Below are 20,456 nucleotides of genomic sequence, written 5' to 3'. Positions count from 1 at the left end.
GTTCGGGCAGGTGACCTTAGTTGCGCAGATTCGCGAAGGGCCGGCGCCCATACACAGCGGCGAAGTCAGCGATCATCGAGGTTTCGATCGATCCCGGGTCGCCTGCCGTCAGCTTCCAGCAGACGAGCAGGGAATCACTTTCTCTCAGTTGCCAGATGAGGCGGCCGCCCCAGTGACCGATCGGCTCACCGGCACCGAAACGACGGAACTCGTCGAGGCGCTTGCGCAGACCACGCCGACCGCTCACACCACCAGCAGCTTTGCCGATGTAGACGATACGCGCCGGTGGTGTCATAGCGTCGAAGCAACACTCCCGGTCGGCGGGGGTCTGATCGGTGGAGTGTGCGGATGGCGCGGGTGGGGTTGTCGTTCAGTGACAGGTCGGAGATCTCGACGGCCTCGAAAGCGGGCTGGTCGGTGCGGAGGATCGCCCGTCACCTGGGGCGTTGCCCGTCGGTGATCTTGCGGGAGCTTCACCGGAACTCGACGAAGACCCGCGGCTACCAGGCCGTGACCGCAGACGTCAGAGCGCAGCGTCGGCGGGCTCGCCCGCAGCAGCGGAAGGTCGCGGGGGATCCGGTGCTGCAGGCGAGGGTGGAGGCGGATCTGGCCGCGTCGTGGACGCCGAACGAGATAGCGGGCCGGTTGCGTCTGGAGGCGACAGACCCGACCGTTGAAGGCTCTTCACGAACGAGGGTGTAGCGCGGGTCTGAACCCTCCGGCTTCGAGCAGCGACCGAGCGATGTAGTGGGTGAGGTTGCGGAAGCCGAGGGCGGAGCCGCGGAGGTGTTCGAGTCGCCCGTTGATGGCCTCGGTCGGGCCGTTGCTGGTGCCGGGGCGGTCGAAGAACGCGAGGATGTCGCCCGCCCGCTGCTTCATGGTCCGGCCGAGCTTGCGGACCTCGACGAGCGCCGCGGGAACGCCGCTGCTGATCGCAGCGATCACCTCCTGCATCATCGCCTTCGCTTTCTTCTTGTCGGGCTCCCGGTAGGCCGCGACGATGCGCTGGTAGATGCCCCAGGTCGCCTCGACCTCGACGTGCTCCTCGCTCGCGAACACTGCGTCCAGGCGTGCCCGCTGCCGGTCGGTGAGCAGGCTCGCCCCGGTGTGCAGGGTGCGGCGGGCTTTGTAGAGCGGGTCGCCCTTGAGCCCGCGGTGACCGGTGGTGTCTTGCTGGACCCGACGCCGGCAGACATCCAGCGCGTCGCCGGCGAGGCGGACCACGTGGAACGGGTCCATGACGGGGACGGCGTCGGGGAGTTCCTCGGCGGCAGCGGTCTTGAACCCGGCGAAGCCGTCCATCGCGACCACCTCGATCCGCTTCGCCCAGTCCGCAGGGCGGGCGGCGAGCCACTGCTTGAACACCGCCTTGGAGCGGCCCTCGACCATGTCCAGCAGCCTCGCCGGCCCGGTCTTGTTCCTCGCGGGCGTGAGGTCGATGATCACGGTGACGTACTTGTCGCCCAGCCTCGTGTGTCGCCAGACGTGCTCGTCGACACCGATCGTGGTGACCCCGTCGAACCGGGCGGGGTCGTCGATCAGGCGCCGCTTGCCTTCCGCGAGGACGGCGGCGTTCGCGGCACTCCAGGACACCCCGAGACCTGCGGCGACGCGGGTGACGGTGAGGTGGTCGATGACGATGCCCCGCAGCGCCCACTCCAGGCCGCCGCGGGAGATCTTCGCACGCGGCGCCGCTGCCCGCGTCATGTCCTGCCGCCACGTGCGCCGGCAGTGTCCGCACCGGTACCGGCGCACCCGCACCAGCAGGGTCGTCGGCCGGTGCCCGAACGGCTCGTGCGCCAGTCGACGCGTGACCGTGTCCCGCGGCACGCCCTCGACACCGCACTTCCGACACCACGGGTCGTCCTCGACGACGCGGCATTCGATCGTGGCCCGATCCGGCTCGATCAGCTGGCCGACGGCGACGAGGCCGAGCTCGTCGAGGCGGCAGAACGTGGTCAGGTCAGGGGTCGCGAAAGTAGGGTGGAGCACGTCGAGGTCTTTCGGGATGGCGAGCGTGAAGAACTTCCATCATCCGGGAGACCTCGACCCCTACCCGGCCACCGACGCGCTCAACCGACTACACCCTCGTTCGTGAAGAGCCGCCAAAAGCTCCCAATACCTGCTGTTCTGTCTAACGACCTCTGCGTCGCTTTGCTCGGGCATGCCGCCGACCGTAGCAGCGCTCGGGGCGTTGGACGGATGGAATATCTGCCCGGAGTGCGAGCCCGGCGAGAAGCGGGAGGACGTCGAAAAGTCGCGTGCCAGAAACGGTGCAGGTGTCGCCCGGTCATCGCAGCAGCTGGTCCTCGATCCTCTCCAGGTAGGCGCGGCCGACGCCCGTGAGCGAGAAGTCCTGGCGCCTGGCCCCCGTGCGAGGGACCTCGACCTGCGAGATCTCGAGGGAGCCGGCCTGGGCCAGGCGCCGCAGCGTTCGATAGAGCCCGCGCTCGCTCAGGGTCCATCCGGTCACCTGGGCGAACAGGGGGGCGACGTCCTGCGCGGAGACCGGACCGTGATCGCGCACCAGGCGCAGCAGCGCGAGCGTGGTCGCCGCCTTCTTGTAGACCTCGACCCAGGACGCGGCGAGCTCGTCGGCCCACTCGGCGTCCTCGGGGGAGAGCGGTGGCTCCTCGGCATCGGGCGGATGTCCCGCGGACGTGGGAGGGACGCGACTCATGCGCGTGCCTGCTCGAACCCGCGGGAGAGCACGGCACCGATCCCGTGGATGAGCAGACCGAGCCCCCAGAAACCCGCCATGCCGAAAGTCGAGCCGAACCACGTCTCGTCGATCGCGAGGCCGCCGTCGCCGGCGATCGCGGGCGACCGCAGGGCGATGAGCAGGTAGGCGTGGAGCAGGAAGCCCACGTTGATCGCGGCGTAGCTGATCGCGTGAGCGGCGAACAGCCCGTAGCGCACGCGAGAGAGTCGCCTGCCGATGGTGAGCAGGTACGCCGCGTAGCCGAGGGCGATCAGAGCCAACAGGATCATCGACAGCAGGCTGATCCGATTGCCGGTCGCTGCGATCACGACCTGGAGGATCGCGCTCGCCGCCACCAGTGTGAGCGCATAGGGCAGCAGGGTGCGGTGGGCGGCAGCGGCGGGGCCCTGCGGGGTGGCCGACGGGGTGTGGCTCGACGGGCGCCCAACGTCGGAGGGCTCTGCGGCACGGGACGGGGTGGTCATTGCGTCCTCCTGGGAGGTGGCGGGGATGATGTTACGGGTTCTCGTCGGCGGTAGTGGCCCTGAGGTTCACTGCCCTGTCGTCACGGGACTGTACCTGAGGTTCAGTGCCAGGGGAAGGGTGCCCGGGTGTGGCCGACTTCCGATAGGGCCGGCATCCGACGACGCGATGCCAGGAAACACCTTGGGTCCGGTTTCGAGTTCCAGTAAGGGGATCGGAGCGCGCCCAGGAAGTTCAGCCCCCAGCTGCGCGACCGTGTCGGGCGCTCGGCGAGTCTGGGGCGACTGCGCCCCGAGTCCAAGTATGGCTGCACCTCCAGGCACTGTCTCCTTGGGGTATACCTCAAAGTGACACAGGGGTCCCTACGGGTCAATCTTGTGGATGTGATGGCTTGGTGGCGGGTTTCTGTGATCGCTCAGTGGCGGTGCAGGCGCGGTCAGGTGTCGGCCGTGGTGCGGCGCAGCTCGCGGTAGATGGTGGTGCGGGAGACGTTGAACAGCTCGGCCAGCTCGGCTTGGGTGTGCTCACCGGCGGCGTGCAACGTCAGCAGGTGCTTGCGCTGAGAGGGCGAGAGCTTGGGCTTCTTGCCTTTGAGTTTGCCCTTGGATCTGGCGATGGCCATGCCCTCGCGGGTGCGCAGGCGGATGAGGTCCGCCTCAAACTCGGCCACCATGCCGAGCACGTTGAACAGCAACCGGCCGACGGCGTCGTTGGGGTCGTAGACGCTGCCTCCGAGACTGAGCGCCACTCCCTTGATGGTGAGCTCGTCGGCGATGTCCCTCGCGTCCGGGAGCGAGCGGGCCAGCCGGTCGAGCTTGGTCACCACCAGGGTGTCCCCATCCCGGGTCGCGGCCAGTGCCTCGCGCAGCCCGGGCCGGGCGCGGGTCGTTCCCGTTAGACCGTGGTCGAAGTAGACGTTCTTGTTCTCGACTCCGAGGCGCTCGAGTGCTTCCCGTTGGGCGGAGAGGTCTTGCGCGAGAGTCGAGACGCGCGCGTAGCCGACATGCATGTCCCCATTGTTGCAGTTGCCCTCCCCTCACCGCCCATGTCACCGTACGGGTCTTGCGTACATGACGATCCCTCATAAGAAGTCGTCGAGGAGGAAGCTCGCACGACGTACGGTGAAGGATCCCCTTACGGGCATGCGATCTGGGCTGACGCCTGTGACCGAGTGTTCAGTGCGCGTTGTATAGTTCAGTCCATGCTGACTATTGCTTCGCGTCTCGACGTGATGAACCGCCTGGGTCGTGCACTGGCCGACCCCACTCGATCCCGGATCATCTTGACCCTGCTCGACCATCCCGCTTACCCGGCGGAACTGGCCCGAGATCTGGACCTGACACGCCCGAACGTGTCCAACCACCTGGCATGCCTGCGCGATTGCGGGATCGTCGTCTCCGAGCCCGAGGGTCGTCGGACACGATATGAGATCGCCGATTCGCACCTGGCGCAGGCGCTGACGGCACTGGTCGATGCCACCCTGGCAGTGGACGAAGACGCCCCGTGCATCGATCCCGCCTGCTCGCTTCCCGGATGCGACGCAGCTGGGGAGGGCGCATGATCCTCACCTCGGTCTTGCAGGCGATGGGCCTGTTCGCAGCGACCAACATCGACGACATCATCGTGCTCGCCCTCTTCTTCGCGCGAGGGGCAGGCCAGCGCGGCACTACCGCCCGCATTCTGGCCGGCCAGTACCTCGGATTCGCCGGCATCCTCGGTGCCGCGGTCCTGGTGACCATCGGTGCCGGAGCATTCCTGCCCTCGGCAGCCATCCCGTACTTCGGTCTCATCCCTCTGGGCCTCGGCCTCTGGGCCGCATGGCAGGCCTGGCGCGGAGACGATGACGACGATGACGACGAGGCCAAGGTTGCCGGCAAGAAGGTCGGCGTGTGGACAGTCGCAGGCGTCACCCTTGCCAACGGCGGCGACAACATCGGCGTCTACACCCCTGTCTTCCTCAGCGTGGAACCTCTCGCAGTAGTCGCCTACTGCATCGTCTTCCTCGCGCTCGTCGCGGTCCTGGTGGCCCTGGCAAAGTTCGTCGCCACCCGCCCCCCGATCGCCGAAGTGCTCGAACGCTGGGAGCACATCCTCTTCCCCATCGTTCTCATCGGCCTCGGCATCGTGATTCTCGTCAGCGGCGGAGCCTTCGGACTCTGACGTAGCGGCAGCGATCCAAACGGCGCCGACCGGGCGCACCCCTCTCGGTTCAGACCGCGACACCTACCTGCAGCCAGTCCTGCGTGGTCGCGGCAACAAGACCGCCACGGAGCGCTGCAAAAACCCCGCCACCAACCGAACGAAGCCACAGGGTCAATCTGGCTCTTCACGAATGAGGGTGTAGCGCGGGTCTGAACCCTCCGGCTTCGAGCAGCGACCGAGCGATGTAGTGGGTGAGGTTGCGGAAGCCGAGGGCGGAGCCGCGGAGGTGTTCGAGTCGCCCGTTGATGGCCTCGGTCGGGCCGTTGCTGGTGCCGGGGCGGTCGAAGAACGCGAGGATGTCGCCCGCCCGCTGCTTCATGGTCCGGCCGAGCTTGCGGACCTCGACGAGCGCCGCGGGAACGCCGCTGCTGATCGCAGCGATCACCTCCTGCATCATCGCCTTCGCTTTCTTCTTGTCGGGCTCCCGGTAGGCCGCGACGATGCGCTGGTAGATGCCCCAGGTCGCCTCGACCTCGACGTGCTCCTCGCTCGCGAACACTGCGTCCAGGCGTGCCCGCTGCCGGTCGGTGAGCAGGCTCGCCCCGGTGTGCAGGGTGCGGCGGGCTTTGTAGAGCGGGTCGCCCTTGAGCCCGCGGTGACCGGTGGTGTCTTGCTGGACCCGACGCCGGCAGACATCCAGCGCGTCGCCGGCGAGGCGGACCACGTGGAACGGGTCCATGACGGGGACGGCGTCGGGGAGTTCCTCGGCGGCAGCGGTCTTGAACCCGGCGAAGCCGTCCATCGCGACCACCTCGATCCGCTTCGCCCAGTCCGCAGGGCGGGCGGCGAGCCACTGCTTGAACACCGCCTTGGAGCGGCCCTCGACCATGTCCAGCAGCCTCGCCGGCCCGGTCTTGTTCCTCGCGGGCGTGAGGTCGATGATCACGGTGACGTACTTGTCGCCCAGCCTCGTGTGTCGCCAGACGTGCTCGTCGACACCGATCGTGGTGACCCCGTCGAACCGGGCGGGGTCGTCGATCAGGCGCCGCTTGCCTTCCGCGAGGACGGCGGCGTTCGCGGCACTCCAGGACACCCCGAGACCTGCGGCGACGCGGGTGACGGTGAGGTGGTCGATGACGATGCCCCGCAGCGCCCACTCCAGGCCGCCGCGGGAGATCTTCGCACGCGGCGCCGCTGCCCGCGTCATGTCCTGCCGCCACGTGCGCCGGCAGTGTCCGCACCGGTACCGGCGCACCCGCACCAGCAGGGTCGTCGGCCGGTGCCCGAACGGCTCGTGCGCCAGTCGACGCGTGACCGTGTCCCGCGGCACGCCCTCGACACCGCACTTCCGACACCACGGGTCGTCCTCGACGACGCGGCATTCGATCGTGGCCCGATCCGGCTCGATCAGCTGGCCGACGGCGACGAGGCCGAGCTCGTCGAGGCGGCAGAACGTGGTCAGGTCAGGGGTCGCGAAAGTAGGGTGGAGCACGTCGAGGTCTTTCGGGATGGCGAGCGTGAAGAACTTCCATCATCCGGGAGACCTCGACCCCTACCCGGCCACCGACGCGCTCAACCGACTACACCCTCGTTCGTGAAGAGCCGACATCGCCGGGTGGCCGACCAGGTTCTACCAGGTCAGCGAGCTCGTACAGCAGATTCGAGGCCGACGGACACCATCGCGTTGCTGTCATCGTTGCTGTCAGGGATTTGGGGGCGCATCAATGGCAATTACGCCCGAACCACACTCACGCCATCCGAAAACTCCGAATTGCAGACAGGCATGACGCCGCAGCATTATCATCACCAACTTCGATCGCTAGACGCCTGAAGGCCTTAAGTCGAGCAATCCAAGCCTTATAATCCTCAACACCATCTCGCGAGGTCAATTTCGACAAGACGGCAGACCAATCTTGCCTATGCCATAGCGAGACCCCGTCCAGTGCGCACCCCGCAAGCACTCCAGCAACCAGAAGTGCATTCTCTTCATCACTCATGGCCGCCGCGCCATAGTCCGCCTCCCTAAACACACTCAGACTAGCCGTGAAATGACGAACGTCTCCGCCGTCCAGAAACTCAACTAGCAACGACTCCGCCTCCACTAGTTCAATTCCACTAATGAACGCCGCGACTCGCAGCCAATCGTGTTCAGAACTTTTGACCTTCAAACTGAGCCAATCTCCGCGCATCTCAATCGAGGCGCACTCCACGCCCAAGATTCCCACCCCGGCAGTGATCGCTGTTTTCACATCCCTGGGTGAAATGTAGTCCAGCATCCTGAACTCACCCCCAAACCGGTCGAGCGCGAGATTCAAGCCGCCCCAAACAGAAAGAACAGTTTCAAGGTAAGCCAGATACACATCGGTGAACTGCTCAGAAGAGAATGTTTTCCCCTGAATAGTCACCTCGTCGCCGTTCAGGTCGTCCACTCCCCCATGCCCCCCGGCGTTACGAAAACTCGACTCGAGCCCCTCAGATATCGGGATCTCTGGAAAACGCCTATCGGCAGCCTTGAGAGAATGTCCGCCACTCTTACTTACGAACGAATCATACTCGCCCGGGTCGAGAGCCACGACAGTTGCAACTGCGTGTCGTAATACGCCATCTCGAAGAGTTGCAACACATTGAACCGCACTGTTGACAATGTCCAGCTCCCCCGAGTCTTCAGAGTTCACGACAAGATTTGCCGCACCAAGTGAGCCCGAAAGGTTTGCCTGCGCCCTTGCATGTTGACGCCGCCACGCCTCACCCTTTCCCAGCTCCAAGAAGGCACTGGACTTCCCGAGCACATCCGCAACTCGGTCCCGAATACCGGTGAAGCGATCAAAGTCAAATTGCGTGAGCGCCATAATGCGCATCATTTGATACTCAATGCCTGATCCTCCACTTACCGAACTCGCACCCTCGATACGCCTGAGCTCAAGCTCCAGCTCCAGCTCCTCGATTGTGGCCGGGTTGCCTAGCCTGTCGCGAATAGCCCGGCCGGCACTGTTAGCCACCTGGAGGGGGTCTGAGTCTTTGGAAACCTCGTCCGCCCAGATCAACTCCTCGATTTGCGCAAGATGGCGTTCGCCCAACCGAATCTCTGCGTTGCCTTCAGCTTCGAACCTTTGTGCCTCGTTCATGTCTGGGGCACACATCGCATCAAGGAACTTCTCGTACCCAGCCCGCAACTGCCCGAGTGCGCGACCGATGAGCTTTCCTAGATTTCTATTTGGTCGAGGCTGCGGCGATTGCCACGAAAGCACAAGGCTGTCGAGCTGATAGAAAGCGGCCAGAAGAGCTCCCGGCGCCTCGCCTTCTCGGGACGCTTTAGCTAACGCGCGCTCAACTGTTCGAGTTGTTTCGTCCACTTGTCGTTCGAGCTGGCTCAGATCGGCACCGGATGGCGAAGTCGGGGAGCTCCGGGTCGCTCAAAAGTCGTCCACAAGATCGATTCTCCGCGAGAGATCCTGCTGACATTCATCAGGCTCCGGCCCTCTCCCGCAGTTGATGCACGGGCGGGCGAGAAGCCGCTGTTCATCGCAGCGCTCGCAGATTACATAGTCGAATGATAACTGGAGATTGCGTTTGTGCTGGGCCAATCGACTTTCCTTGGGTCAATAGTTACAGTTTTACCAAGCGAATTTCAGGTGCGGCTTGCGGAGTGAGTGGCACGGTGAGCGCTGAGGCCCGCAGCGAAGCGAGGACCGGAAGCGATCATGTGCCACTCACGGCGGGCGGCGGAGCCGCCCCTTGAAGGAGTAGGGAAAGTTCTCACGCGCCAGTACTCGACGTCGAGACCTCCAGTGGAATTGCGGGCGCTGACCTCGGGCCCTGACGTCCGGCAGGAACTCCCGAGGTCAGCTTCTGACACCACTGCGATGGTGCAGCTATGCGGTTGATGGTAGTGGGACGGAGCTGACGGGGCTCGTGTGTCGGGAACCTTCACGGCAGCAAGTCCGATATCTACCCCCTGGCGGCGGCCGGCGAGGGGCGCTCCGCCCAGATGAAGCGCCTTCGCTTCTGCCCGACGGCGCGCCCGGAAGCCTTCGAGGTAGCCTCCTTGACCAAGGTCCTCTGGAAGGAGCACATCAGTGGGGTCCTCTGAGGCAGGTCAAACGTTCACCAGACATGGCGGGGAGCCGAGTTCGACTCTTGAGCCCTCCGGCCTGAGCATCGAGCTCCGCGAGTGCACCAGGAGGCTCAACGCGCGTCTTGGACCCACGCTGGTTTCGGCCCTAGCCGGATCCAGAGGTTCTCAGCATGCTCGTGCGTGGGTAGCGGGATCAGCAGCCCCGGGTCCAGCAAGCGAACGACGTCTTCGCGCTGCCTACTCCGCCTGGTGCACGGTCTCTGAGGCCGAGGGCGAGGCAGTCGCACGCACATGGTTCACGGGGGCCAACCCGTGGCTCGACGACGAGTCGCCTGTGGACGCGTTACGCCAAGGCCGACTTGCCGCCGTCGCACGCGCTGCGGATGCCGTCGTGGAAGACTGGCTCTTCACAGATGAGGGTGTAGGAGCTGGCGGCGCGGCGGTGCCGGGATAGACGTCGAGGTCTCCCGATGATGGAAGTTCCTACGCTCGCCATCTGGAAGACCTCGACGTGCTCAACGCTACCTTCGCCGCGCCCGATCTCGATACGTTCAGCCAGGTTGACCGGCTGGGCCTGACCGTGACGGGGCAGCTGATCGAGCCGCATCGATCGGTGTTGGAGTGTCGCGTGCTTGAACCGGACAACTGGTGCCACGGTTGCGGCCAGCAAGGCGTCTCCCGGGGCACGGTGGTCCGGCGTCTCGCCCACGTCCCGGTGGGTTGGCGTCCCACGACGCTGCAGGTCAGAGTGCGTCGTTACCGATGCCCGGACTGCCGCCGCGTGTGGCGTCAGGACACCTCGACCGCGGCCGAGCCCCGCGCTGTCCTCTCCCGGCACGCCGCGCTGTGGGCGCTCAAGGGCGTGGTCATCGATCGCTTGTCCGTCGCCCGGATCGGGCGTGTCAGATGGTCTGTGTAAGCCGTACCGAGAGGAACGGTAAGAATCATGACCATGACGGACGAGAAGAAGCAGGCCGAGCCATCGGGCCAGGACCTGGTCGAGCAGCTGAAGGCCTCTGGGCAGCTTGATGCCCTCTTCGAGCAGATCGATGCCGGGAAGGTCGAACTGACCGGCGATGGAGGGTTCGTACCCGCGCTGGTCAAAGCAGCACTCGAACGCGGACTGCAGGCCGAGCTGACCAGCCATCTGGGCTATGAGAAGGGCTCGAGCGAGGCGTCGAAGCACTCCAACTCCCGCAACGGGACCACGTCGAAGAAGGTCGAATCCGAAGTTGGACCGATCCAGCTCGACGTCCCCCGGGATCGGGGTGGGTCGTTCACGCCGCGCCTGGTCCCCAAGGGTCAGCGGCGGCTGGGAGGCCTTGATGACATGATCATCAGCCTCTATGCCGGCGGGATGACGATCCGCGACATCCAGCACCATCTGGCCTCCACGCTCGGCACGGATCTGTCGCACGAGACGATCTCCAACATCACCGACGCCGTCAGCGAAGAGGTCCTGGCCTGGCAGTCACGGCCGCTGGAGGAGTTCTATCCGGTGATCTACCTCGACGCGATCCGGATCAAGATCCGAGAGAACAGCCAGGTCATCAACCGTGCCGCCTATATCGCCGTCGGCGTGGACCTCGAGGGGATCAAGCACGTGCTGGGGATCTGGGTCCAGGACACCGAGGGCTCGGCGTTTTGGGCCCACGTCTGCGCGGACCTGGCCAACCGGGGCGTGCGGGACGTGCTGATCGTCTGCTGCGACGGCCTCAAGGGCCTGCCAGAGGCGATCGAGGCGACCTGGCCGGACTCGATGGTCCAAACCTGCGTCGTCCACCTGATCCGGGCCGCGATGCGGTTCGTGGCCTACTCCGACCGCAAGAAGGTCGCCAAGGCGCTCAAGCCGATCTACACCGCCCCCAACGAGGAGATCGCCCGGAAGGCACTGGCAGAGTTCGAGGCCTCCGAGCTCGGGAAGAAGTACCCCTCCGCTGCTACGACCTGGGCGAACTCGTGGGAGCGGTTCATTCCGTTCCTGCAGTTCCCGCCGATGTTGCGCAAGGTCATCTACACGACCAACAGCATCGAATCGCTGAACTTCCAGCTGCGGAAGGTGACCAAGAACCGCGGCCACTTCCCCTCGACCGAGGCGGCGGTGAAACTGCTCTGGCTCGCGATCTGCAACATCGAAGACAAGCGTGCTGCCGAGCGCGCGAGAGACCGCGGAAAGCCCGCCAGCGAGCGGAAGGCTCAGGGCCGACTCGTCGAGGGCCAGGTCGTCACCAACTGGAAGCAGGCCCTCGCCCAGCTCGCCGCCGCTTACCCCGACCGGATCAACCCCTACCTATGACCACCCCGCTTACACAGACAACTTGACAGGCCCCCCGGATCGCCGCCGGGCTCGCAGTCGCCTGGAACACCGCCAACGATGCGATCCTGGCCACCGGCCAGCAGCTGCTGATCAACGATCCCACCCGCCTCGACGGGGTGCGCGTCGTCGGAGTGGACGAGCACGTGTGGTCCCACACCCGTCGGGGCAGCAAGTACGTCACCGTCATCATCGACCTGACTCCGATCCGCGACGGCAGCGGCTCCTCCAGGCTCCTGGACATGGTCCCGGGGCGTTCGAAGAGAGTGTTCAAGACCTGGCTCGAGGGCCAGACCGCCCAGTTCCGGGACGGGGTCGAGGTCGTCGCGATGGACGGGTTCTCCGGCTTCAAGACCGCGACCGCCGAAGACCTGCCCGAGGCGACCGCGGTGATGGACCCCTTCCACGTCGTCGCCCTGGCCGGCGAGAAGATCGATCAGTGCCGCCAGCGCGTCCAACAAGCCACGCTCGCCCATCGGGGCCGATCTGGGGATCCGCTCTACGGGATCCGGCGCGTGTTGCATACCGGCGCTGACCTGCTCACCGACAAGCAGATCACCCGCTTGAAAGCCGTGTTCGCCAGCGACGAGCACGTCGAGGTCGAAGCGACCTGGGGCATCTACCAGCGCATCGTCGCCGCCTACCGCCACGCCGACCGCGCGAGTGGGAAGAAGGCTCTACAAGCCGTGATCGACGACCTCACCCACGGAGTGCCCACGCAGCTCACCGAGCTGATCACCCTCGGTCGAACCCTGAAACGACGGGCCCTCGACGTGCTGGCCTACTTCGACCACCCCGGCACCAGCAACGGCCCCACCGAAGCGATCAATGGCCGACTCGAGCACCTCCGTGGCACCGCGCTTGGCTTCCGCAATCTCGCTCACTACGTCATCCGCGCCCTACTCGACACCGGAGGATTCAGAACCGAACTACACCGTTATCTGTGAAGAGCCGGCAATCGTCGACGCCGCGCGCAGCCAGATCGGTGCCTCGTACTCGTGGGGCTCCTCCAAGCCGGGTGTCAGCTTCGACTGCTCGGGCCTGAGCTCGTACGCATACAAGCAGGCCGGTATCGACCTGCCCCGTACTTCGTCGCAGCAGGTTGCGGCCGGCACCACGATCTCGAAGTCCGAGGCCCAGCCGGGTGACTTGGTCGTGTGGCCCGGCCACCTCGGCATCTACGCCGGCGGCGACACGATCATCGACGCGGGACGCACCCCGGGTGCCGTCACCGAGCGGACCATCTGGGGTTCGCCGACCTTCCTCACCTTCCGCTGACCGCACGCCACAACGCCAGCGCAGCGGGAGCCTCGACCACCGGTCGGGGCTCCCTCTGCGTGCAGAGGCAGCGTCGTCAGCTGATCGAGGCCAGCAGCTCGGTGCAGGTCTGCTCGCAGCGACGGCAAGCCTGGGCGCAGATCTTGCAGTGTTCGTGCATTTCGGCGTGCTTCTCGCACTCCTCGGCGCAGGACTGGCACGCCGCCTGACACGCCTCGAGCAGTGCACGGAGGGCGACGTTCTTACCCGTCTGACGGGAGAGGACCCGGCCGGTCGTCTCGCAGACGTCGGCGCAGTCCTGGTTCCGTCGGACGCACTGGGTCAACTCCGCCACCATTTCCTCGGCCAAGCAGGCGTCCGCGCAGGCGGTGCAGGTCTGGGCGCACTCGAAGCAGGCCTCGATGCATGCGGCGAGCTTCTGCTGGTCGATGGTGCCGAGGCCCTTCGGGTAGGTCTGAAGCATTGAGGCGACGTGATGGTTCATGGTCGTGCTCCTTCTCGTTCCGAACAGACCGCGGATACCGGCCCGCTCTGACGACGGTAGCCGGGGCGTCACCAATGACGGAAGCGAGCAGACCGTTCGTTCGCAGGCAGTGCGGGCCGACTGGTCAGCGCTGTGCTCAAGAAGTCCAAACCTGACCTTGAAGAGACCTTGATCTGAGGGTCGTAGGCTGGCGCAAAATGTCCTCTGACTAGGAGTAATAATGCGTTCTCGTCGCTCTTTCGGCCGTCTCGCGGCCGTCGTCTTCACCGGTGCGATTGTGTTTGCCGGATGCACCGACAACGGGTCTGACGACGGTCAGACGTCCGGTGGGTCCGAAGCATCGGAGGCGTCCGATGGTGGTGGCCACGGGGGCATGGAGCACCCGATGGATGGCGGCCCTGCGCCTGAGGGGATGGTGCCTGCGGAGGATCCCGAGTTCCCAGTCGGCACAGAGGTGACGCTCACGGCGGACCACATGGAGGACATGGAGGGAGCGACAGCGACGATCTCCGGTGCCTTCGACACCACGACCTACTCGGTCAGCTTCACCCCGACCGACGGCGGCGAGCCGGTCACTGACCACAAGTGGGTCGTCCACGAGGAGCTCGAGAACCCGGGCAAGGCACCGCTGGCAGAGGGCACCGAGGTGGTCATCACCGCTGATCACATGGCGGGTATGGAGGGTGCTGAAGCCACCATCGACAGTGCCACCGAGGAGACTGTGTACATGGTCGACTACGAGGCCGACGGGATGATGATGACGAACCACAAGTGGGTCGTCGAGAGCGAGATCGAGCCTGCGTGATGACCACCCCGTCGAGCCCTCGAAGTGCATTCGCCTCCTCCGGGGATGGGCCGCGTCGTCGCACTGTGCGGCTGCCCCGGCGATCGGTCTTGATCGGTGCTGGCTTGTTCCCGCTCGTGGTCGCCGGTTGCGGGACCGGCGGGTCCGAGCCCGCATCCGTCACGAGTGATCAGGAGTTGCTCCAGGAACATGGCTTCGCCGACGCGGACGCGCACGAGATCATCGACAGGCTCGAAGCGCTCCCGGTGGCTGAACGACCGCAGGACCTGATCGCCAGCGTCACCGCGACGTCTCTTCAGCTCCAAGACGATGCAGGGCGAGAGGCCGAGCTGCCCCTTCCCGAGGACCAGTTCTACTTGTCGGTGGCCCCGTTCGTGGAGACCACCCACGAGTGCGCCTTCCACAGCCTGACCACCTGCCGCGGGGAACTGCGCAGCCGCGAGCTCACTGTGAGCGTGGTCGACAGCGGCTCGGGCGACGTCCTTGCGGAGGGCCCTCGCACCACGCATGACAACGGGTTCCTCGGTCTTTGGCTGCCGCGCGGGATCACCGCGGAGCTCACGTGCACCCTCGAAGACTACACAGGGACCGCGTCCATCTCGACCCAGGCGGAGGATGATCTGACCTGTCTGACCAGTCTCCAACTGACGTGAGCAGGCGAAACACCCGGTCCGCCTTCTGGCACTCGGTGGTCGGCCCAGCTGGGCGGAGCGTCACACCAGGCCTGAGTCGGCGGACCACGCTCCGACTGGGCGGGAGCCTGCTCGTCCTCGCCCCCGTCCTTGCGGCGTGCAGCAATTCCTCAGATGTGGCGAGTGAGGCGAACGCCGGGTACGTCTCCGGCGATGGCGTCGTCGTCGAGATCCCCCCAGAGGGACGCGCCGATCCTCTGGCGATCCAGGGAACCACCTACGACGGCGACGACTTCGTCTCCACGGCGCTGCGCGGCGCACCCTTGGTGCTCAACATCTGGTACGCCTCGTGTCCACCATGCCGGCTCGAAGCCCCCGCGCTGAAGGCCGTGCATAGCGAATACAACGCCCGGGAGTGGCATTCATGGGCGTGAACACCCGCGACCAAGCGGGGCCGGCCGCCGCGTTCGAAACGACCTTCGGCATCACCTACCCCTCGATCCCCGATCCCGACGGAGTCGTCATCTCTTCCATGGACGGCAGCGTCTCGCCCAACGCCGTCCCCACGACTTTGATCCTGGATGCTGAAGGACGAGTAGCCGCCCGGATCACGGGCGCGGCCAACCAGAGCACCCTCGAGAGCCTCCTGGATACCGTGCTGGCGGAGGCCGCCTGATGGGTGAACTGTTCGCCACCACCGTGCTGAGCGGACCCCTGGCCGCAGCCCTGCTGCTGTCGATCGTGGCTGGTCTGGTCGCGTTTCTGTCTCCGTGCGTGCTTCCTGTGGTCCCCGGCTACCTCGGATACATCACCGGGCTCACAGGACAGAACGCCGGGCCGTGCCGTACCGGCGATCCTGGGGAACGGCCATGGCGCCTGGTCACCGGAGCGGTGCTGTTCGTCGCGGGCTTCACTACGGTGTTCCTGGTCATCGGCGGCTTCGTCGGTGCACTCGGGTCATTGATGATTCAGTACACAACAGCGATCAATCGGATCTCCGGGGTGCTGGTGATCCTCATGGGCCTGGTGTTTGTGGGAATCTTCCCCCGCCTCTCCGGTGAGAAACGGATCCGGAAGCGCCCCGATGCCGGACTCGCCGGTGCCCCGTTGCTCGGGATCACGTTCGGCTTCTCGTGGACCCCGTGCATCGGGCCGACGTTCGCCGCAGTCGCGGCGCTCAGCCTCGGGGAGGCCTCCGCCAGTCGCGGCGCTCTCCTGGCTTTCGGCTATGCGATCGGGCTCGGCATCCCGTTCATCCTCTTCGCTCTCGTGTTTCGGCGTGCCCTGGGCATCTCCCGAGCGTTGTCCCGGCATCGCCGGACGCTCCAGATCGTCGGTGGCTCCGTGCTCATCGCCATCGGACTCCTGCTGGTCACCGGCGTGTGGGAGCAGTGGATGGCATTGCTGCAGGTGCGGATCGGCACCTTCACCACGATCGTCTGAGAGCTGAGCCCGCCGTACGCGGCCGGCTCAGCGATCAGTGATCGCTCGCGGCAACCGTATGGTGAAGGTGGCGCCCCGTCCAGGGCCCTCACTGGCCGCGGCCACGGTCCCGCCGTGCGCATCGACCAGGGCTCGACTGATCGTCAGGCCGATGCCTGAGCCGGAGTTGTCACGGGTGCGTGAGCTGTCGGCGCGGAAGAACCGTTCGAACAGGCGTGACCGGTCCTCATTGGTGAAGCCTTCGCCGTCGTCCGCTACCGTGATCTCCACCGTGCTGCCGTGGGTGGCTGCCGAGACCGTGACGGTGCCTCCGGGGGAAGTGTGCCGTAGAGCGTTGCTCAGCAGGTTTCCGAGGACTTGGGCGAGGCGGTCCGGGTCCGCGTGGATCGTCACGGAGTGGGGCAGGGCCGTTTCTCGTCGTAGTGCCACGCCCGCTGTCTCGAACCGTTCATCCCATGCCGGGAGTATCGACTCCAGCAGGTCGTCGACGGTGAGGGGGTGCAGCTGTACCGGGAGCTGGCCCTCCTCGGCCCGTGACACTTCACTGATGTCGTCAGCCAGCCGCGAAAGTCGCATGGTCTGGCTGGCGAGGATGGGCATGGCTGCCTCCGGCTCGATGACGCCATCGGCCATGGCCTCGTGATGTGCCGAGAGGGTGGCGATGGGGGTGCGCAGCTCATGGGCGAGGTCGGAGAGCAGTTGGCGTCGGGTCTCCTCGACGGCGTCCAGGCGCGCTGCCATGTCGTTGAGCGTGGCGGCCAGGGAGTCGAGTTCGGTCCCGGCTCCGACGGAGGGCACGCGCGTGGAGTAGTGGCCGCGGGACAGTTCATCGACAGCCGAGGTGAGGCCGTGAAGCGTCTGGCGGAGTCGTCGTGCCAGGTTCCAGGTGACCAGGCCGGCGGCCAGGAGGGAGACCACCAGTCCGACCCCGAGGGCAAGTGCGAGCGCGTCACGGTAGGCGCGTTCGATGTGGACGAGCTCGTCGCTGCCCACCGGGAGATCGGTCTGGAGCAGGTGGTAGTGGAAGACGGCGGGCCCGATGATCACCGTCAGCACCGTGATGGTGAGCGCGCCGGCGAGCAGCACGATGAGCTGGCCGATCATCAGGCGCGAGGCCAAGCTGGTGCTAGGGCGAACCGTTCGCACAGATGTATTCGGTGCGGTCACGAGCTCATCCCTTCCCCATCCGGTATCCGATACCGCGCACCGTGGTGACGAACCGTGCAGATTCAGCCGTCTCGTCGAGTTTTCGTCGGAGGTTGGCGATGTGCACATCGACGAGATGGTCGTCTCCGATCCAGCTGTCGCCCCAGACGGCCTCCATCAGCTGTCTGCGACTGAAGGCCTGGCCAGGACTGAGCGCCAGGGTCATCAAGAGTCCCCTCTCGGTGGGGGTCAGCGGAAGTGGCCGGCTGGCGAGCCGCACCTCCTGGGCAGCTGTGTCGATCTCGAGCTCTCCAAAAGTGCGCACTGTGTCCGAAGACGCCGTCCCGGAATCGGCGCGGGGCCTGCGCAATACGGCCTGGACCCGAGCGACGAGCTCACGCACGCTGAACGGCTTGGTGAGGTAGTCATCCGCCCCCACCGACAGCCCCACCAGGCGGTCCACCTCCTCTGACCGTGCCGTCGTGATCAGCACGTAGCAGTCGGAGAAGGCGCGGATCCTGCGCATCACCTCCAGACCGTCGAGCCCGGGCAGGCCGAGATCGAGGACGATCACGTCCGGTGACAGAGTGCGGGCTGCCTCCACCGCCTCCGGACCGCTCCGCGCGCTCGCAGTCGCGTAGCCGGCCTTCGCGAGATACGCCTGGACCACGTCCGACAGCGCGACCTCGTCCTCGACGACGAGAACCATCGCCGCTGCTCGATCCGCTTCGCTCCTCATGGCTCCAGTCTGGTCTCCGTTCCTGGACACCGCGCGTCTACGGAGGCGCAGACGGACTATCTGGACCAGATCTTGAGGAACTCTCGACGAGAACTTCGCCCGCCCCGGGGGAATCTGATGTGGACCGTGCCGCGTACGTACTCGACCAAGGGAGACCCTCGATGATGCCGACCGATGCGATGTCGTGGCTGATGTGGGCGATGGTCGCCGGTCTCCTCGTTCTCCTCTGGGCCTCGGCACTGCTGCTGGCACGCACCGTGCTGCCCGGGCGCCCCCGACGCGCTCGGGACGAGAACGAGGCGATCGGGGAACTCTCCCTGCGCCTGGCTCGAGGAGAGATCACGGCCGACGAGTTCGAGCAACGGCAACGACTGGTCTTGAACGCATTTCGGCCATGACACCACCCCCTCACTCCAGAAGGACTACACCTGTGAAGACCTTTTCCCGCCGCACCGTGTTCACCGGAGGCCTCGGCGCGGCAGCGCTGACACTCGCGGCATGCGGTAACCGCACCACCCCGACTGAGGCGGGGACCTTCGCACCGCTTCCTGCCCTTACGCCGAAAGCCGGTCAGAACGTCGTCACCCAGACCCTCACCGCGGCACCGACGACGGTGGACCTCGGAGGGAAAACGGTCTCGACCTGGGCATACGGCGAGAGCCTCCCCGGGCCGCTGATCCGAGCCACGGCCGGCGACCTGCTGCACATCACGCTCGAGAACCGCCTTCCCGAGACCTCCACGATCCACTGGCACGGCATCCGACTGCACAACGCAGCCGACGGGGTGCCGGGGATGACGCAGGACGCCGTCGAGCCGGAAGCCTCTTTCACCTACGAGTTCGTCGCCCCCGACCCCGGCACCTACTTCCTCCACTCCCATGTCGGCTTGCAGCTCGACCGCGGGCTCTACGCACCACTGATCATCGATGATCCCGATGAACCCGGTGACTACGACGCGGAATGGATCGTGACCCTCGATGACTGGATCGATGGCACCGGGCAGACCCCAGACGAGGTCCTGGCCGCGCTCACCGGCGCCGGGCCCTCAGATGCCGGCGGCATGGACCACGGCGACATGCCCATGGGCGACGACGGACCCGGCAGCATGGACCACGGCGGCATGCCGATGGGGGGCGAGCCCTGGGGCGACGCGGGTGACGTGGCCTACCCCCACTTCCTCGTCAACGGCCAGGTTCCCGAAGCGCCGGAGATCTTCGAGGCGAAGCCTGGCCAGCGCCTGCGCGTCCGCCTGATCAACGCCTCCGCCGACACCATCTTCGCCCTCGCGCTCGGCGACCACGACCTCTCCGTCACCCACTCGGACGGATTCGCCGTCGAACCCGTCACCGCCAAGGCGCTCTATCTCGGCATGGGTGAACGGTACGACGTGGTGGTCACCGTGAAGGACGGCATGTTCCCTCTGGTGGCCCGTCCTGTCGGGAAGACCAGCGGCGGCCAGGGGCTCGCGGTGCTGAGGACCGGCTCCGGTTCCGTTCCCGCTCCGAACGTCCAGGTCAGAGAGCTCGACGGGGAGGTTCTCATCGGGTCCACCCTGGAACCGGCCGAGACCGCGCGGCTCGAGGACCGCGCCGTCGACACCGAACTGGAGCTTGCGTTCCAAGGCTCGATGCAGCCCTACCGCTGGGCAATCAACGGAAGACCCTACGGGCAGAACACTCCGCTCGGCATCCGCGAAGGACAGCGGGTGCGGATCATCGCGTCCAACCAGACGATGATGACCCATCCCCTGCACATCCACGGCCACACCTTCGCCCTGCCCTCCGGTCTCCGCAAGGACACCGTGCTGCTGGCACCCATGGAATCGGTCGCCCTCGACTTCGATGCGGACAATCCGGGTCGATGGGCGGCACACTGCCACAACGCTTACCACCAGGAAGCCGGCATGATGACAGGGATCGATTACGCATCCTGACGCCGTGCGTTCCGGCCCCCGGCGCCGAAGAAGGCTGACATTGGTGTCGCTCTCCTGGGCCTCGCTCAAGGGTGAGCGGGCCAGCAGGTCGGAGTCAGCGGCTTGGACTCTGGCGCCGACGTGATATCTCGAGTGCCACACCTCCGCACCTGGATCACGCCGATGCTCACAGCGGACTCCAACCCCTCGACACATACCCCCCAGGGGTATATGGTCAGGCGTATGAACGCTGGCAACCCCACACACCGTCACGCCCACGGAGAACCCGACATGCAGCACCC

Annotated in this window: 21 protein-coding genes and 3 pseudogenes; 14 read left to right on the top strand and 10 right to left on the bottom strand. The window is 65.9% G+C overall.

Annotated elements, in window-relative coordinates:
- Nucleotides 1–16 precede the first annotated feature (16 nt).
- Nucleotides 17–295 carry a hypothetical protein gene (locus BRM3_RS06900; RefSeq protein WP_263595313.1) on the bottom strand — a complete coding sequence of 93 codons (279 nt, stop codon included), beginning with the start codon at nt 293–295 and terminating at the stop codon, nt 17–19.
- A gap of 53 nt (nt 296–348) precedes the next feature.
- Here BRM3_RS06900 and BRM3_RS06895 point away from each other — a divergent pair.
- A pseudogene (locus tag BRM3_RS06895) lies at nt 349–678 on the top strand (transposase); the annotation flags it as partial.
- 6 nt (nt 679–684) lie between these two features.
- Here BRM3_RS06895 and BRM3_RS06890 read toward each other — a convergent pair.
- The 4 genes from BRM3_RS06890 to BRM3_RS06875 all read right to left on the bottom strand — a co-directional run bounded on the left by BRM3_RS06890 (nt 685) and on the right by BRM3_RS06875 (nt 4,193).
- Entirely contained in the window at nt 685–1,992 is a 1,308-nt protein-coding gene (locus BRM3_RS06890) for an ISL3 family transposase (RefSeq protein ID WP_034375564.1), read from the bottom strand.
- A gap of 298 nt (nt 1,993–2,290) precedes the next feature.
- Complete coding sequence (locus BRM3_RS06885; RefSeq protein ID WP_263595311.1) at nt 2,291–2,680, bottom strand: PadR family transcriptional regulator; 390 nt, start codon at nt 2,678–2,680, stop codon at nt 2,291–2,293.
- Nucleotides 2,677–3,186 (bottom strand): 2TM domain-containing protein, encoded by a 510-nt coding sequence (locus BRM3_RS06880; protein WP_263595310.1) that lies wholly within the window; start codon nt 3,184–3,186, stop codon nt 2,677–2,679. The genes BRM3_RS06885 and BRM3_RS06880 overlap by 4 nt, the downstream gene beginning before the upstream one ends.
- A 434-nt stretch (nt 3,187–3,620) precedes the next feature.
- Nucleotides 3,621–4,193, bottom strand: a complete 573-nt coding sequence (locus BRM3_RS06875) for a recombinase family protein (protein ID WP_263595309.1) — start codon at nt 4,191–4,193, stop codon at nt 3,621–3,623.
- A 192-nt stretch (nt 4,194–4,385) separates the two neighbouring features.
- Here BRM3_RS06875 and cmtR point away from each other — a divergent pair, with 192 nt between their 5' ends.
- On the top strand, nt 4,386–4,745 hold the full coding sequence (gene cmtR / locus BRM3_RS06870) for a Cd(II)/Pb(II)-sensing metalloregulatory transcriptional regulator CmtR (RefSeq protein WP_006590980.1): 360 nt from the start codon (nt 4,386–4,388) through the stop codon (nt 4,743–4,745).
- Nucleotides 4,742–5,344 (top strand): cadmium resistance transporter, encoded by a 603-nt coding sequence (locus tag BRM3_RS06865; protein ID WP_263595308.1) that lies wholly within the window; start codon nt 4,742–4,744, stop codon nt 5,342–5,344. The genes cmtR and BRM3_RS06865 overlap by 4 nt, the downstream gene beginning before the upstream one ends.
- 166 nt (nt 5,345–5,510) lie before the next feature.
- Here the strand turns inward: BRM3_RS06865 and BRM3_RS06860 are convergent, their stop codons facing one another.
- A complete protein-coding gene (locus BRM3_RS06860) occupies nt 5,511–6,818 on the bottom strand; it encodes an ISL3 family transposase (RefSeq protein ID WP_263595307.1) in 1,308 nt (435 codons plus the stop codon).
- 256 nt (nt 6,819–7,074) lie between these two features.
- Entirely contained in the window at nt 7,075–8,451 is a 1,377-nt protein-coding gene (locus BRM3_RS06855; protein WP_263595306.1) for a hypothetical protein, read from the bottom strand.
- A 1,461-nt stretch (nt 8,452–9,912) separates the two neighbouring features.
- Between BRM3_RS06855 and BRM3_RS06850 the strand changes: the two are divergent.
- From BRM3_RS06850 to BRM3_RS06835, 4 genes and pseudogenes are all read left to right on the top strand, one after another.
- Nucleotides 9,913–10,296: pseudogene (locus BRM3_RS06850) on the top strand (transposase family protein); the annotation flags it as partial.
- 57 nt (nt 10,297–10,353) lie between these two features.
- On the top strand, nt 10,354–11,697 hold the full coding sequence (locus BRM3_RS06845) for an IS256 family transposase (RefSeq protein ID WP_263595305.1): 1,344 nt from the start codon (nt 10,354–10,356) through the stop codon (nt 11,695–11,697).
- 35 nt (nt 11,698–11,732) lie between these two features.
- A pseudogene (locus tag BRM3_RS06840) lies at nt 11,733–12,662 on the top strand (ISL3 family transposase); the annotation flags it as partial.
- Nucleotides 12,544–12,993: a C40 family peptidase gene (locus tag BRM3_RS06835; RefSeq protein WP_263595304.1), complete on the top strand. Its 450-nt coding sequence runs from the start codon at nt 12,544–12,546 to the stop codon at nt 12,991–12,993. The pseudogene BRM3_RS06840 and the gene BRM3_RS06835, both read left to right, overlap by 119 nt.
- A 76-nt stretch (nt 12,994–13,069) precedes the next feature.
- Here BRM3_RS06835 and BRM3_RS06830 read toward each other — a convergent pair whose 3' ends face one another.
- Entirely contained in the window at nt 13,070–13,477 is a 408-nt protein-coding gene (locus BRM3_RS06830) for a four-helix bundle copper-binding protein (protein ID WP_263595303.1), read from the bottom strand.
- A gap of 220 nt (nt 13,478–13,697) precedes the next feature.
- Between BRM3_RS06830 and BRM3_RS06825 the strand changes: the two genes are divergently transcribed.
- The 5 genes from BRM3_RS06825 to BRM3_RS06810 all read left to right on the top strand — a co-directional run bounded on the left by BRM3_RS06825 (nt 13,698) and on the right by BRM3_RS06810 (nt 16,357).
- Nucleotides 13,698–14,282 (top strand): YdhK family protein, encoded by a 585-nt coding sequence (locus tag BRM3_RS06825; protein WP_122942833.1) that lies wholly within the window; start codon nt 13,698–13,700, stop codon nt 14,280–14,282.
- Between the two features lie 104 nt (nt 14,283–14,386).
- Nucleotides 14,387–14,935 (top strand): CueP family metal-binding protein, encoded by a 549-nt coding sequence (locus tag BRM3_RS06820; protein ID WP_227488028.1) that lies wholly within the window; start codon nt 14,387–14,389, stop codon nt 14,933–14,935.
- A gap of 155 nt (nt 14,936–15,090) precedes the next feature.
- Nucleotides 15,091–15,348, top strand: coding sequence for a TlpA family protein disulfide reductase (locus BRM3_RS15055; RefSeq protein WP_318152452.1), 258 nt, complete (start codon nt 15,091–15,093; stop codon nt 15,346–15,348).
- Nucleotides 15,339–15,590 carry a TlpA family protein disulfide reductase gene (locus BRM3_RS15050; protein ID WP_318152451.1) on the top strand — a complete coding sequence of 84 codons (252 nt, stop codon included), beginning with the start codon at nt 15,339–15,341 and terminating at the stop codon, nt 15,588–15,590. The genes BRM3_RS15055 and BRM3_RS15050 overlap by 10 nt, the downstream gene beginning before the upstream one ends.
- Nucleotides 15,590–16,357 carry a cytochrome c biogenesis CcdA family protein gene (locus tag BRM3_RS06810; RefSeq protein WP_152352134.1) on the top strand — a complete coding sequence of 256 codons (768 nt, stop codon included), beginning with the start codon at nt 15,590–15,592 and terminating at the stop codon, nt 16,355–16,357. The genes BRM3_RS15050 and BRM3_RS06810 overlap by 1 nt, the downstream gene beginning before the upstream one ends.
- 27 nt (nt 16,358–16,384) lie before the next feature.
- Here the strand turns inward: BRM3_RS06810 and BRM3_RS06805 are convergent, their stop codons facing one another.
- A complete protein-coding gene (locus BRM3_RS06805) occupies nt 16,385–17,461 on the bottom strand; it encodes a sensor histidine kinase (RefSeq protein WP_122942837.1) in 1,077 nt (358 codons plus the stop codon).
- A gap of 67 nt (nt 17,462–17,528) precedes the next feature.
- Nucleotides 17,529–18,242: a response regulator transcription factor gene (locus tag BRM3_RS06800; protein WP_228359030.1), complete on the bottom strand. Its 714-nt coding sequence runs from the start codon at nt 18,240–18,242 to the stop codon at nt 17,529–17,531.
- A 161-nt stretch (nt 18,243–18,403) separates the two neighbouring features.
- On the opposite strand from BRM3_RS06800, the gene BRM3_RS06795 reads away from it, so the two are divergent.
- Both BRM3_RS06795 and BRM3_RS06790 read left to right on the top strand, forming a co-directional pair.
- Nucleotides 18,404–18,640, top strand: coding sequence for an SHOCT domain-containing protein (locus tag BRM3_RS06795; protein WP_152352135.1), 237 nt, complete (start codon nt 18,404–18,406; stop codon nt 18,638–18,640).
- A 32-nt stretch (nt 18,641–18,672) separates the two neighbouring features.
- The gene (locus tag BRM3_RS06790) at nt 18,673–20,175 is read left to right on the top strand and encodes a multicopper oxidase family protein (protein ID WP_263595302.1); all 1,503 of its coding nucleotides are present in this window, start codon (nt 18,673–18,675) and stop codon (nt 20,173–20,175) included.
- Nucleotides 20,176–20,456: the final 281 nt, after the last annotated feature.

Origin of the sequence: Brachybacterium huguangmaarense (assembly GCF_025725725.1) — a bacterium.
Classification (GTDB): domain Bacteria; phylum Actinomycetota; class Actinomycetes; order Actinomycetales; family Dermabacteraceae; genus Brachybacterium; species Brachybacterium huguangmaarense.
The sequence above is the reverse complement of the archived record's forward strand: the minus strand, read 5'-3'. Positions and strand labels throughout refer to the sequence as shown.

Coding starts and splice junctions, on each gene's coding strand:
- BRM3_RS06900 (WP_263595313.1), bottom strand. CDS start 295: ATGACACCACCGGCGCGTATCGTCTACATCGGCAAAGCTGCTGGTGGT.
- BRM3_RS06885 (WP_263595311.1), bottom strand. CDS start 2,680: ATGAGTCGCGTCCCTCCCACGTCCGCGGGACATCCGCCCGATGCCGAG.
- BRM3_RS06880 (WP_263595310.1), bottom strand. CDS start 3,186: ATGACCACCCCGTCCCGTGCCGCAGAGCCCTCCGACGTTGGGCGCCCG.
- BRM3_RS06875 (WP_263595309.1), bottom strand. CDS start 4,193: ATGCATGTCGGCTACGCGCGCGTCTCGACTCTCGCGCAAGACCTCTCC.
- cmtR (WP_006590980.1), top strand. CDS start 4,386: ATGCTGACTATTGCTTCGCGTCTCGACGTGATGAACCGCCTGGGTCGT.
- BRM3_RS06865 (WP_263595308.1), top strand. CDS start 4,742: ATGATCCTCACCTCGGTCTTGCAGGCGATGGGCCTGTTCGCAGCGACC.
- BRM3_RS06855 (WP_263595306.1), bottom strand. CDS start 8,451: ATGAACGAGGCACAAAGGTTCGAAGCTGAAGGCAACGCAGAGATTCGG.
- BRM3_RS06845 (WP_263595305.1), top strand. CDS start 10,354: ATGACGGACGAGAAGAAGCAGGCCGAGCCATCGGGCCAGGACCTGGTC.
- BRM3_RS06835 (WP_263595304.1), top strand. CDS start 12,544: ATGGCCGACTCGAGCACCTCCGTGGCACCGCGCTTGGCTTCCGCAATC.
- BRM3_RS06830 (WP_263595303.1), bottom strand. CDS start 13,477: ATGAACCATCACGTCGCCTCAATGCTTCAGACCTACCCGAAGGGCCTC.
- BRM3_RS06825 (WP_122942833.1), top strand. CDS start 13,698: ATGCGTTCTCGTCGCTCTTTCGGCCGTCTCGCGGCCGTCGTCTTCACC.
- BRM3_RS15050 (WP_318152451.1), top strand. CDS start 15,339: ATGGGCGTGAACACCCGCGACCAAGCGGGGCCGGCCGCCGCGTTCGAA.
- BRM3_RS06810 (WP_152352134.1), top strand. CDS start 15,590: ATGGGTGAACTGTTCGCCACCACCGTGCTGAGCGGACCCCTGGCCGCA.
- BRM3_RS06805 (WP_122942837.1), bottom strand. CDS start 17,461: ATGATCGGCCAGCTCATCGTGCTGCTCGCCGGCGCGCTCACCATCACG.
- BRM3_RS06800 (WP_228359030.1), bottom strand. CDS start 18,242: ATGAGGAGCGAAGCGGATCGAGCAGCGGCGATGGTTCTCGTCGTCGAG.
- BRM3_RS06795 (WP_152352135.1), top strand. CDS start 18,404: ATGATGCCGACCGATGCGATGTCGTGGCTGATGTGGGCGATGGTCGCC.